This is a genomic window from Psychrobacter sp. P11G5 (assembly GCF_001593305.1).
In the GTDB taxonomy this organism is placed as follows: Bacteria; Pseudomonadota; Gammaproteobacteria; order Pseudomonadales; family Moraxellaceae; genus Psychrobacter.
Map to the genome: position 1 here is coordinate 272177 of NZ_CP012533.1, position 12787 is coordinate 284963.

Annotated in this window: 11 protein-coding genes; 8 read left to right on the forward strand and 3 right to left on the reverse strand. The window is 43.5% G+C overall.

From position 1 onward, the window contains the following. Positions 1–133: 133 nt before the first annotated feature. Positions 134–1414: an NAD(P)/FAD-dependent oxidoreductase gene (locus tag AK825_RS01180; protein ID WP_068034010.1), complete on the reverse strand. Its 1281-nt coding sequence runs from the start codon at positions 1412–1414 to the stop codon at positions 134–136. 641 nt (positions 1415–2055) lie between these two features. Between AK825_RS01180 and acs the strand changes: the two genes are divergently transcribed. The 8 genes from acs to pgsA all read left to right on the forward strand — a co-directional run bounded on the left by acs (position 2056) and on the right by pgsA (position 11157). Continuing rightward, positions 2056–4026: an acetate--CoA ligase gene (gene acs, locus AK825_RS01185; RefSeq protein ID WP_068034012.1), complete on the forward strand. Its 1971-nt coding sequence runs from the start codon at positions 2056–2058 to the stop codon at positions 4024–4026. Positions 4027–4253: 227 nt separating this feature from the next. Beyond that, the gene (locus AK825_RS01190) at positions 4254–5522 is read left to right on the forward strand and encodes an NAD(P)-binding protein (RefSeq protein WP_082787128.1); all 1269 of its coding nucleotides are present in this window, start codon (positions 4254–4256) and stop codon (positions 5520–5522) included. 99 nt (positions 5523–5621) lie between these two features. Next, the gene (locus tag AK825_RS01195) at positions 5622–6047 is read left to right on the forward strand and encodes an MgtC/SapB family protein (protein WP_068034014.1); all 426 of its coding nucleotides are present in this window, start codon (positions 5622–5624) and stop codon (positions 6045–6047) included. Between the two features lie 206 nt (positions 6048–6253). After that, positions 6254–7639, forward strand: a complete 1386-nt coding sequence (locus AK825_RS01200) for an amidase family protein (RefSeq protein ID WP_068034016.1) — start codon at positions 6254–6256, stop codon at positions 7637–7639. A gap of 77 nt (positions 7640–7716) precedes the next feature. After that, entirely contained in the window at positions 7717–8619 is a 903-nt protein-coding gene (locus AK825_RS01205; protein ID WP_068034017.1) for a polysaccharide deacetylase, read from the forward strand. An 85-nt stretch (positions 8620–8704) separates the two neighbouring features. After that, positions 8705–8992, forward strand: a complete 288-nt coding sequence (locus AK825_RS01210; protein ID WP_068034019.1) for a hypothetical protein — start codon at positions 8705–8707, stop codon at positions 8990–8992. Between the two features lie 5 nt (positions 8993–8997). Then, on the forward strand, positions 8998–9966 hold the full coding sequence (locus AK825_RS01215; protein ID WP_068034025.1) for a GTP-binding protein: 969 nt from the start codon (positions 8998–9000) through the stop codon (positions 9964–9966). Between the two features lie 510 nt (positions 9967–10476). Continuing rightward, on the forward strand, positions 10477–11157 hold the full coding sequence (gene pgsA, locus AK825_RS01220; protein WP_068034027.1) for a CDP-diacylglycerol--glycerol-3-phosphate 3-phosphatidyltransferase: 681 nt from the start codon (positions 10477–10479) through the stop codon (positions 11155–11157). A 104-nt stretch (positions 11158–11261) separates the two neighbouring features. Here pgsA and AK825_RS01225 read toward each other — a convergent pair whose 3' ends face one another. Then, on the reverse strand, positions 11262–11756 hold the full coding sequence (locus AK825_RS01225) for a pyridoxamine 5'-phosphate oxidase family protein (RefSeq protein ID WP_068034029.1): 495 nt from the start codon (positions 11754–11756) through the stop codon (positions 11262–11264). 486 nt (positions 11757–12242) lie between these two features. Then, entirely contained in the window at positions 12243–12737 is a 495-nt protein-coding gene (locus AK825_RS01230; RefSeq protein ID WP_068034031.1) for a pyridoxamine 5'-phosphate oxidase family protein, read from the reverse strand. Positions 12738–12787: the final 50 nt, after the last annotated feature.

Consider the following 12787-nt stretch of genomic DNA (forward strand, 5'->3'; position numbering starts at 1 on the left):
TTACCTTAAAACCGATACAGTGTGACTAGGATGAGTTTTTCGTAGCCTCTGTGATAGCAGCAAGCAAGGGAAATTTATACCAGTCGCACGTAGTGATTAACGTATCGATTTTATTTCGAACTGACTATACTAATTAAACCACTTCACCGCAGGCAAAGCCGCTTGCCCAAGCCCATTGGAAGTTATAGCCGCCAAGCCAGCCAGTGACATCGAGCACCTCACCGATAAAGTATAGACCGTCCTGAAAGTTGCTCTGCATCGTTTTTGAAGACACCTCATCGGTTTTTACGCCGCCGCGCGTGACCTCAGCCGTACGATAACCTTCCGTGCCAGAGGGTTTGAGTTGCCAACCATTAATAGTAGCCCCAAGCTCGCCTAGGCGCTCATCTTTAATATTGGCAAGCTCTTTGTCTTTGATATCGTCCCACAGTGTCGTTTGTAGGGCCACAAGTAGCTTTTTGGGTAAAGCGTTGTCCGTATAATCAGCCAAGACGGTACGGATAAGCTGCTTGGGGTGTGACTTTTTATGAGAGAGTAGGAGGGTGGTGATATCGGTATCAGGCAGCAAATTAATACTGATGTATTCGCCCGTCTGCCAATAATTGGACAGCTGGAGCATGGCAGGACCAGATAGACCGCGATGGGTAAATAGGAGCGGCAGCTTAAACGAGATGCGCTCGTTACTGGCAATCACCGGCAGGCTAATGCCAGACAAAGCACGGATGAGCTCACCCGTCTTATCAGTGAAAGTAAAGGGAGCAAGGCTGGCATCGGTGGACATAAGCTGATGCCCAAACTGCTGCGCTAGCTCGTAGCCAAGACCACTCGCACCCATTGTTGGAATAGATAAGCCACCAGTCGCAACGACTAACGATTCACAGCTGTATTTGGTTTGCGAGGGTTTAACGTCATTGGCAATATCTTTTTTACTGAGTTTTTTGGTGGTCAATAACTCAAAGCGCGCGCTGTTCTTGTTCGCGTTGTCATCGTTAATACTGACATTAACCTTATCAATTTGAGTATTAATGCGTATCTGCACACCTACTGAAGCGCATTCATCAAGAAGCATGGTCAAGATATCTTGCGCTGAATCATCGCAAAACAGCTGACCGTGCTCACGCTCATGATAAGCAATTTTGTGTTTCTCAACCATGCCAATGAACTCCCAGCTGGGATAACGGCTCAGAGCTGACTTACAAAAATGCGGATTGGCACTAATAAAGTGTTCAGGCTCGACGAAGTAATTGGTAAAGTTACAGCGTCCACCACCCGACATCAGGATTTTCTTGCCGACTTTATTGGCATGATCGAGCACCAATACGCGACGGCCTCGACGACCAGCGGTGAGCGCGCAGTATAGCCCTGAGGCCCCTGCGCCAATAATGATGACATCGTAATGGGTGTTATTGTCCATGGCGGTTTTGGTCCATAAAGCGCTGCTTTTAAACAAACGTAAAGATAAGGTAGAAGCAATGATATAGTCAGATCAATATAAAAAAGATACAGTGGTATTGTGACAAGTTTTTCTTGCTTACTGTGCCTACACCGACAGAGGCTACAAAAAATTTGTCCCAATCCCGCGACATACTATCGTGTATCCATTTTATTTAGTATCGACTATAGGAATATGCTGATATAAGAATCATTAAAAAAAATGTATTTGGTGTGGCTATTGTCCATATTTAACCTAGGGTTACAAGGGTTAAATGCTTATCAAATTTTTGCCCTGCAAAAGTAATAGAACGTATAAATGCATAAGTAAACAGCTGTACATTGGAATTGTTGTAATTAGTAGTTGGTGTCTTGCATCACTTGCCCTTATTTGTCAAACTAGAATCAAGGCGTCACTCATTATGGAAGATGATAGCCTGTTGTCTGCAACCACCGTCGTTACTGATTAGCTGCCGATTATCACTGTCTGATAGTAATGTTATCGCTTCAGTTTCAGTCAGTCTATTAGATAGTTTTTTCTTTTATTCTCGGTATTTTTTATTCTCAATATCTTTTATTTTCGATATTTTATGCAGACAATAATAATTAAAAAAGGAATATTTTATGACTCAGAAATCTTTTCCTATTACGGCTGAATTTATCGCCGCTGCCAATACCACCGCCGAGCAGTACGCTCACGACTACAAACGATCTGTTCAATCACCTGAGGCTACTGATGCATTTTGGGCCGAGCGTGCCGAGCTGATTGATTGGATAAAAAAGCCGACTATCATTAGCAACGTCAGTTATGATTTGGACGACTTTCGTATTAAATGGTACGAGGATGGTGAGCTAAATATCTCAGTAAACTGCCTTGATCGACACCTCAAAAACAACCCCTATAAGCCCGCCATTATTTGGGAAGGGGACCATCCTTCTTTACACAAGATTATCTCCTTTAAAGAGTTGCACGCTGATGTTTGTCGCTTAGGTAATGCTATGCGCAAGCTTGGGGTCAAAAAAGGCGATCGCGTTACCTTATATATGCCAATGATACCTGAAGCGATGATAGCGATGCTGGCATGTACGCGTATCGGTGCGGTGCATTCGGTCGTGTTTGGTGGTTTTTCTCCTGAGAGCTTAGGTAACCGTATCGTTGATAGCCAATCCAAAATCGTGATTACGGCTGATGAAGGTCTACGCGGTAATAAGCATACGCCCCTTAAAGTCAATGTCGATCGTGCGCTCGATATGGATGGCACTGATAGCGTTGAAAAAGTCATTGTCGTGCATCGGACGGGTAGTTCGATCCCAATGAGTGGTCGTCGTGATGTTTGGTATCACTCTTTAATTGCTGGTGAGCAAGAACAGTGCGAGCCTGAAGTCATGAACGCCGAAGATCCATTATTTTTGTTATATACCTCTGGTTCGACCGGAAAGCCAAAAGGCGTACTGCATACAACTGGCGGTTATATCACTTATGCGCTATCAACCTTCCGTGATGTCTTTGATATCAAAGACGATGATGTCTATTGGTGTACAGCGGATGTCGGCTGGGTGACCGGTCATACTTATTCCACTTATGGGCCGCTTGCCAGTGGCACGACGACGGTAATGTTTGAGGGCGTGCCTGAATATCCAACATGGGCGCGGATTGGTCATATTATCGATAAGCATAAAATTACGGTTTTATATACGGCACCGACTGCTATCCGCTCGATGATGAAAGAGGGCGATACCTTTGTCCGTGAGTCTAATCGCTCAAGTCTACGCTTGCTCGGTACCGTTGGAGAGCCCATTAATCCTGAGGCGTGGGATTGGTATTATGATGTCGTTGGCGGTGGTCGTTGCCCAATCGTAGATACATGGTGGCAGACTGAAACGGGTGGTATCTTGCTCGCCCCAATACCGGGTACGGTAGCGCTTAAACCGGGTGCCGCGATGAACCCTCTATATGGCATCATACCGCAAGTAATCGATACCGATGGCACGGCACTCGAAGGTCCCGCTGAGGGCAATCTCGCTATCAGTAACAGCTGGCCGGGACAGATGCGTACTATTTATAATGACCATGAGCGCTTTTTGGAAACCTACTTTACTGAGTATCCGGGCTATTACTTTACTGGTGATGGGGTACAACGTGATGAAGATGGGCACTATTGGATTACTGGCCGTGTCGATGATGTCCTCAATGTTTCAGGGCACCGTTTAGGTACTGCAGAAGTTGAAAGCGCGGTAGATGCTCATCCTTCTACTGTTGAAGCAGCCGTCGTTGGTATGCCCCATGAGATTCGCGGTGTGGGCATTGCAGCTTTTATTATTCTCAGTATGGGCGAAGTCGCAAGCGATCAGCTAAAAGCCGAGCTAAATCGCCATGTGCGCACTGAGATTGGCCCAATTGCTAACTTAGATGCTATCTATATCGTTGAGGCGTTACCCAAAACGCGTTCTGGTAAGATTATGCGTCGAATATTGCGTAACCTTGCCGCAGGGCAATATGTCGGACTAGGTGATCTATCTACCCTTGCTGATAGCTCAGTTATCAACAAGATAATTGACGTGGTCAAAGCTGAACGTGAGGCCAAGCGTGGTTAGTCAATTCACAGCCATCATCACTGTATAAATAAATGGGCTAATTATTAATCGTCACAAAAGCTATGCTGTTTCCAATAGCATGGCTTTTTAACATCAGTGATAGTCATTAATATAAATGCTGCTAAACAAGAATAAAGCTGATGCTTTTTGCTTAATGTTTTGCTCAATATTTTCGTTTAATAAGATTTTTAATTATTGCTCAATTTCTAATAAGGCCTACTGTTCTTATGACTGACCATATTTTGCCAGCTACTGATACGTCTACTGATAATAACTCAAAACAAATTAACAATGACAACAGAGCTGGCCTGAACACTGAGCCGAAAATAGCTATCATTGGTGGCGGTTTGACAGGTCTATTTACAGCGACATTGTTAGAGCGTGCTTTTCTTAAGCAACAAACGAAATCAACTGTGAATTCTTTAGCACCGCAAATTACTATCTTTGAAAAATCACGTAGCGTTGGTCGTTTAGCCACGCGCTATCGCACCGATAGCAAGACTAATAAAAACTGGCAATGGGCGTTCGGTGCGCAGTTTTTTACGGTAAAAACATCTAGCTTTCAGCAATTTATCGCGCCTTGGCTAAACTCGGAATTACTGCAACCGTGGTGCGCTCAAGTAGTGAGTTTGACGCCAGCTAATGTCCATATTCAAGATGCTCAAGCTCAAGATGCTAATTCACCTAATATAGAGAGAAAAGAGCAATGGGATACCACACATGCGCGTTATATTAGCACCCCTAAAATGACCAGTTGGGGGCGCGTATTGGCTGATAATTTACAGCATACAACTATAAAATTTAAGACCCGTGTCGCTCCAATTAACAAAGTGCAAATGGATAGCGTACAAGATAATAAAGCTATAAAAACTGAGCTGTTTGATGAAACTGGCAGCAGTCTGGGCTGGTTTGACTGGATCATTTGTACTGCGCCAAATGGTCAGGCAGTAGAGCTGATGGCAGATAGTGGCTTTACAGAGCAAGCCAAAATTACCGAACCGCAAATGCTGGCTTGCTATACGCTCATGCTAGGCTGGGACAACTTAGAGCAATTACCAAAAACGTTAAGTAATGACATTCAATCAGCATGGGATGTGGCTTATGTAAATGCCTCAATACTCGATAGAATATTTATCGAGCATCAAAAGCCTGCTCATGATGACCTACTTCCAAGTGTCACTATTCACGCGCGCAACGACTGGTCCGAAGAGCACGTCGATGATGATATTGAAACGGTTAAAGCGCAATTGCTAGCAGCCGCACAGCAAGCACTAAATTGGCATAATGATCATGCACCCAGTCAAATAGATTGCCATCGTTGGCGTTATGCGGCAACGGTGATTGATGTGAAAAATAGAAGCACTAATGAGGCGTTAGGAATATTGATCGATACCCAACATCAATGGATCGCCAGTGGTGATTGGTGCGGGCAAGGCAATATCGAGAGCTGCTATCAGGTGGCAAAAGAGACGGTAAAAGTACTTTGCGCCTCCTAAAATGCAAATATTATTCTAATCACGTAGATAGTAAAATATCCAATGCACCCATTGTTAGAGTTTAAATGCGTTTTCTCTAAAAAGGGAGGGTAGTAAACCATGTTTGGATTCGATTTAGATTTAGACTTAATGGGATACCATTTTTTTCAACTGAGTATTGCCTTTATATTATCACTGCCCATTGCGCTTAATCGTGAGATGAAAGATAACGGTGCAGGACTTAGAACCTTTCCATTGGTGACTATTGCCTCGTGTGCCTTCATGTTGGTAGGTATGGATATTTATGAGGCTACTGGCGAAGCGAGAATCATGTACGCCATCATTACTGGTATGGGCTTTATCGGTGGTGGTGCTATTTTTAAAAATGAGAAAGGCTCAAAAGGGACAGCAACGGCAGCCAGCTTATGGAATACCGGTGCTATCGGTATCTCTGTTGCTTACGGTCGTTACGAGATAGCTATCATCTTGTCTGTAGTTGGTTTTTTAATACTTCAATTCTCGGAGCCATTTAAAGTTAAAAAATAATTGATAGTAGCCGAACATCAACGTTTGCTAACTCTATAAATATGGTGACCAACTCAATTAAAAAATAACTTCTTCAAGACTAATCAATACAGAATTTTTATTATCGAATCGCATTATTTTGCTAAACAATGTCAATTGACTATCTTCTTTTTTTGACCTATGGTTAGTAATACAATCTCAAAAAAATCAATAACATGGAGTGCATTGTGGACAAACGGATTGTGAGCAAAATTACCAAAGATTCTGTTTCAGCGGTAGACATGGCAGCCCGCCTCGAAAAAGGTAGCCTTTGTCCGGTTGAGCTTGTTGAAGAGACGTTTGCAAACATCCGATCTTCTGATCCCGCTATTTTTACAGAATTGCTCGAAGAACGAGCGCTAAAAGAAGCCCATGCTTCTAGGCAACGCCGCCGCGAAGGCAATCCACTTAGTGCGTGGGATGGTATCCCTATCGCATGGAAAGACCTCTTTGATATAGAAGGTCGGGTGACCACTGCAGGGTCAGTGGTGCTTAAATCCAACGCACCTGCGACTCGTGATGCTGATGTGGTTGCCAATGCCACTCGAGCTGGCCTTGTATCAATCGGCTGTCTTAATATGACCGAATTTGCCTATTCGGGCCTTGGTCTCAATCCACATTTTGGTACTCCTAAAAACCCACATGGTACGGGCCCAGATCGCATTCCTGGCGGCTCGTCTTCTGGTTGCGGCGTTGCTGTCGCCCGCGGACTAGTGCCACTGGCCATCGGCAGTGATACTGGGGGTTCGATACGTATTCCGGCTGGGTTAAATGGCGTAGTCGGCTATAAAGGTTCTAGTACAGCGTTTCCAAAAGGGGGTACGTTTCCACTCTCACCGACATTGGATACCTTTGGTCCGCTTGCTGCTGACCTAAAAAGCTGCATCGGTGTGGCAGAAATTCTAAACGGCCGAGCGGTCGCAACGCCCAAGCCAACACCTATCAATCAACTCAACTTCTTTATTCCTACCAATGTTGTTTTTAAAGGTGCGCAAGAAGCTGTGATTCAGAATTTTGAAGCAGCTGCTCGCGCGCTTGAGCTGGCAGGCGCTACGGTCACTCGCGGAATATGCAGCGAGTTTGACGAAATAGGCACGCTTGCTCGGGAACACGGCTACCTAGTTGGGCCAGAAGCCTTAGATCTACACTGGGATCTGGTGCATTCTGAGCGTGCGGCGCAAATGGATCCACGGGTTCTTGATCGCATTCTTGATGCTGGAGATATGTCTGCTCGTGACTTGCTTGTCATTTTAAGAGCGCGCGCCAGATTGATTCAGAAAAATCGTCAACTGTTAGGCGATCAAATTATTCTATTCCCCACCACGCCTATTACTGCGCCCGAACTTAAACCGCTTGAACAAAACGATGACTTATATATTTATACCAATGCGTTAATGCTGCGCAATACTGCGCTTGGTAATTTTCTGGACTGGTGCGGCGTTGCCTTACCAAATGGCATAGATGAAAACCAGATGCCTACCAGTATTTTGCTATCGATGTCTGGTGGTCGAGAAAGCGATCTATTAGCTGCGGCACTTTCTATCGAAAATTTATTAACTCAAAACTTATCATAACCATCTAACGAAGGAGTAAAACAGAGCTAAAACCCCAAAGGAATAAAACCAAACTAAAAATATCAAAGGAATGAAATATGTCTAAAACTATCATATGTGGATTCGGCACGGACGTTGATTCAGTGGCCGGTCAAATCGGCTCGTACGGCGGCGGCGAAAGCCCGTCTGACATTCAGCGCGGTGTCTGGGCCTCTGAAGTTGGCGTCCCACGCTTATTGCGTCTGTTTAAAAAATACGATCTACGCACCTCGTTCTTTATCCCCGGTCATAGCCTCGAGACATTCCCTGACATTGCCAAAATGATTGTCGATCATGGTCATGAAGTAGGGGCACATGGCTACTTACATGAAAACCCCATTGCCATGACCCGCGCTCAAGAAGAAGCGGTCATGGAGAAATCAGTTGAGCTGATTACCAAGCTGACGGGTCAAAGCCCGCGTGGTTACGTGGCACCGTGGTGGGAGATGTCAGCCGCGACCCCTGAGATCTTAGCAAAATACGATTTCAAATATGATCATAGCCAAGGCTACCGCGACTTCCAGCCGTTTTATGCTCGGGTGGGTGATAAATGGAACGTTATCGACTACTCTAAAACAGCAGAAGAATGGATGCATCCCATGACCCATGGCGACGAGATTGATCTGGTCGAGATTGGCGCCAACTGGTATATGGATGATTTGCCACCGATGATGTTTATGAAAAACGTCCCCAACAGTCATGGTTTCGTCAATCCACGTGATATCGAAGAGATGTGGCGTGATCAGTTCGATTGGGTTTATCGCAATATGGACTATGCAGTATATCCGTTCACCATTCACCCTGATGTGTCAGGGCGTCCGCAAGTGCTGATGATGCTTGAACGTTTAATCGACTATATTAACAGTCATGAAGGTGTGGTTTGGATGCCGTTTGAAGACATTGCTGAAGATTTCCGCAAGCGCTTCCCGTTTGAAGGTGGTAAGCGTCCAGAAGTCATTTAAAAGCGCTTGAAAATAGCGGTGTTTAACATTGGCTTTGGCGTCTTTAGCAGTATTGTCGCCAAAGTCAGTAATAAGGAGAAGAATCATGTGTAATGCATGTGGCAACCCAGCAGCTCCAGGGCATTGGACGGAAGCGGGCGCACAAAAGGGTGGTATCCGCCTCAGAGCAATGTTTCACCGAATATCGATATTAAAGCGAGTACTAAAACCTTATGGGTTCTCAGTTTATGCGGATGGGGTGATCCCGCAGATACAGCTGATATGTCCAGGTGGGGCCCGCGTCATGGTCAACAACTTAACTGAGCTGTGGGCTGAAGTAGAACGCCGTCAAGGTTTTGCAATCGACCCCTTAACAACGCATGCAGTGGCTTGAGTTTAATGCAAATATTTCAAGACAACCGTCTCGATATCGTTCTACTAAGTGGCTATCTGGGTTCAGGTAAGACCACGTGGCTGCGTCATGCGCTTTTTACTAAGACGTTTGGTCACGCTCAAGTCTTCACCCAAGAAGCGGCAGAACAACCTGTTGACGACCTGCTGTTGGGTGAGGCGATGAGTGTCAAAGTGCTGACCGGAACCGCGGGCACCCCAAAAGGCAAAAAAGAATTAATATCAGCACTACTTGCGGTCGCCGAGTCTCGAACAAACGGACGATCAATCGGTTTGACTACTGCTCAGCCAGACACGCTTATAATAGAAACCAGTGGCTTAGCTGATCCCGAAGAAATTATAGTCGCTATCAAAGAGCATCCCATTCTGGTGTACCATTTTGCGCTCAAAGAAATCATCATTATGGCTGATGCGCTACATTTCCACGTGGCACTAAAGACTGACGCTTTATGTCGTCAGCAAATCTTGTCGGCTGATCGCGTTGTGATTGCAAAATCAGAGGAAGTATCCGAGCAGTCTTTATCCAACCTCGTTTCAACCATCAGCAAAATCAATCCAGCCGCACCAATTTCATTATCCGCATTCGGTGTCGAAAGCTCTGTTCCGCAACTCCCTCCACCTACTGAAATCTACGAATCGACTCTCGTTAATATGGGAACACCAACGACTGTGGTTTCGCTGCCGATTCCCAAAGAAGTAGACTGGGTCGAATTTACCGTTTGGCTATCGGCGTTGTTGCACGCTCGGGGTGATACGATTCTACGAGTCAAAGGCGTTTTACAGACAGATGAAGGTGCGTTATTACTGCAATCTGTACGTAAGGTCATGCAACAGCCGGAGATTCTGCCGTCTGAGAAAGGCGACTCTAGGCCTGGAGATATTGTGTTTATAGGGGAGGGTATGAATCAGGAGGCTTTGCTCATGTCTTTATTTTCCTTTCTTGGAAAAGAAAGTTAGAGGCAGCTTATAGATTGATATAAACTTTGAAAAATAACTGCTAGATTGACAAGAAAATTATCATGCTATGATATCAGCTAACAAAATTTTAGGACAAAAAAAGACCCACAGAGGAAACTGTGGGCTGAGGAAAACTGGCAATGTAGATAGGCTACAGATACAGTCTTTGTTTATTATTGTTATTAGAACTTTGGTACAGCTTTCATTTATAAACCTGAGTGTACAACTGTTTTCGTAATATATTCATAATAGCGGAAGCTAAGTGTTTTTTGTTACTCCAGTTACATGACATTACGTTTAAGAGTGTTTTGATACAATGTCATACTTTGAAACAGTTTTATATCATGATGAACATGCTTAGAGTTTTCTACTCAGAATAATTTCGAGTCATTTGAACAATAATTAGATAATTGGTTAGTATTTATTAACTTGCAGAAGATGGCATGACGAGAAGGGCGAAAAATGCTAAGCTAGCAACCATTCTTATGTCTATATCAAACTAGGCTTGCCATGACCGAAAGCACACAACTGCATACGCAAAAACCGCTACAGCCGCAAAATAATAAAAGTATTTTTAATTTACCCAATAATCTTACTATTGCGCGTATTTTGATGATTCCATTATTTGTAGCGATTGCCTATTGGCCCCCAGCCATGGGTATTGGCATGCCTGCGATTTCAAATAACGTCATCGCACAGGTAGGGATGAGTGAGTTCAGCGATAGCTTATTGCGACATTTGCTATTGACGGCCGTCTTTATTATTGCCGCTATTACCGATTGGCTTGATGGCTATTTTGCTCGTAAGCTCAACGTAATGTCAGCATTTGGGCGTTTTTTAGATCCCGTCGCTGATAAGCTGATGGTCGCAGCAGCACTTATTATCTTAGTGCAATGGCATCCCAATATTATTATGGCAATAGCAGCAATTGTGATTATCTCACGTGAGATTGCAGTATCAGCATTACGTGAATGGATGGCAGAGCTGGGCAAAAGCACCAGTGTGGCAGTATCCTACGTTGGCAAGCTCAAAACAACCTTTCAGATGATAGCTATTACGGTGCTCTTATTAAACTGGGAATCACTTGAGCTTATTGGTTATGGTCTGATGGTCGCAGCGGTGATTTTAACCTTATGGTCAATGTTCATTTATCTAAAGGCAGCATGGCCTTATCTTAAGCAGAGCGGTTGAACCCATAGTATTACTACTTTTCGAATAAAACTTAGACTAACAAAAACGCCAGGCGCATCTAGCCACTGGCGTTTTTTTATTTATCACACTGAACTGTTAAGACATTACAGCTCTATCGAAAAATTCTCACCTAAGCTTTTCTCAATAGCGGTATCTGTTACCGCAGCGGCTGTCATTTTAAAGGCACTAGCAATGGCATTACCGTTAGCCCAGTATTCAGCACCATGAGGGACGACTTTAATCAGCTGAACTTTAGGATCTTCTTTGCCTTGTTCAAAATAGGCGTTGTACAGCACTGACCACAGCTCATCAAGTTTTTCTTTATCCTCTACCAACTCAGCTTTGCCAGTGATAGATAAATAATTTTTATCATCTTGACTGACATAAGCCAAATTCACTTCTGGGTTTTTCTTAATATTATCGACCGTCTCAGAAGGACTATGACCGATAAACCAAATCTCTTTGGCGCCGATACTGGTTTCAGTGGTATTCATGGGGCAAGAATGTAGATGGTCCTCATGAGTACGAGTAGTCATCATTGTATATTTAATATCGTTTACCATCGCTTGGAGTTTATCCATCTGCTCTTGTTTACTCATAATAGTTATCCTTTACTATTTAAAATTTCGGAGTTTAAAAGTCATTAAAAAAAGCTACTTCAACATAAATCAAAACGTTATAGTCAGTCCTAAATAAAATAAATACAAATATTACAACTCGCTACTGGTATAAATTTTCCTTGCTTGCTGTGCCTGCGCAGACAGAGGCTGCACAAAATTTATCCTAGTAGCACTGTGCTTATTCTATAGTGAATCAACTATATGAACATTACTTGTCTTCAACGACAGTTCTTATAAATCCATAACCAGTTATTAATATAGCTAAATCAGCTAATAGAACTATACAGGCAGTCTGTAATGCGCTGTGAAGGTTTGTAATTTTGTATTTATAGGCCATCTTATTGAACAGTATCATCGAAGTTCGGTATATAAAAAACGCCAATAAACGGATGCTTATTGACGCTTGAAATTATTGAATTACTTTATGGGTTCATCCTAGATATTTTTTTACTGCATATTTTTTTACTACAAAGATACTGAGAACTGCTCGCCGATATTTTCAGCAGTTTTGCCGTCTTGTAAGGCAGCAGCAGCCATTTTAAACATATTGACAGTGGAGCTACCGCTTAACCAGCACTCTACACCATGTGGTACGACTTTGATTAACTGCACGTTCTCATCTTCTTTACCATGCTCAAAGAATGCATTGTAAACTGGTGACCATAGCTCATCTAATTTGTCTTTATCAGTTGGCAACTCTGCATTGGCACTGATAGAGACATAATCTTTTTCGTCTTGAGAAGCATAAGACAGACCAATTTTTGGGTTGTCTTGAATGTCTTTTACCACGTCCGATTTTTTATCACCGATGAACCAAATCTCTTTACCACCGATGCTTGCCTCGCTAGTCGTCATTGGCCAAGCATGAATATCACCTTTACTGTTTACAGTACTCATCATGGCAAATTTTACGTCTTTAATAACCGCTTGGATTTTGTCGATACTCTCTTGTTTACTCATGATACATCCTTATATTTTTAAAATTATGATGGTTTTAAATTGATGGGGTG

What these genes read in the sequence shown, in the direction of transcription:
- AK825_RS01180 (WP_068034010.1), bottom strand. Translation starts at nt 1,414, where the DNA reads ATGGACAATAACACCCATTACGATGTCATCATTATTGGCGCAGGGGCC.
- acs (WP_068034012.1), top strand. Translation starts at nt 2,056, where the DNA reads ATGACTCAGAAATCTTTTCCTATTACGGCTGAATTTATCGCCGCTGCC.
- AK825_RS01190 (WP_082787128.1), top strand. Translation starts at nt 4,254, where the DNA reads ATGACTGACCATATTTTGCCAGCTACTGATACGTCTACTGATAATAAC.
- AK825_RS01195 (WP_068034014.1), top strand. Translation starts at nt 5,622, where the DNA reads ATGTTTGGATTCGATTTAGATTTAGACTTAATGGGATACCATTTTTTT.
- AK825_RS01205 (WP_068034017.1), top strand. Translation starts at nt 7,717, where the DNA reads ATGTCTAAAACTATCATATGTGGATTCGGCACGGACGTTGATTCAGTG.
- AK825_RS01210 (WP_068034019.1), top strand. Translation starts at nt 8,705, where the DNA reads ATGTGTAATGCATGTGGCAACCCAGCAGCTCCAGGGCATTGGACGGAA.
- AK825_RS01215 (WP_068034025.1), top strand. Translation starts at nt 8,998, where the DNA reads ATGCAAATATTTCAAGACAACCGTCTCGATATCGTTCTACTAAGTGGC.
- pgsA (WP_068034027.1), top strand. Translation starts at nt 10,477, where the DNA reads ATGACCGAAAGCACACAACTGCATACGCAAAAACCGCTACAGCCGCAA.
- AK825_RS01225 (WP_068034029.1), bottom strand. Translation starts at nt 11,756, where the DNA reads ATGAGTAAACAAGAGCAGATGGATAAACTCCAAGCGATGGTAAACGAT.
- AK825_RS01230 (WP_068034031.1), bottom strand. Translation starts at nt 12,737, where the DNA reads ATGAGTAAACAAGAGAGTATCGACAAAATCCAAGCGGTTATTAAAGAC.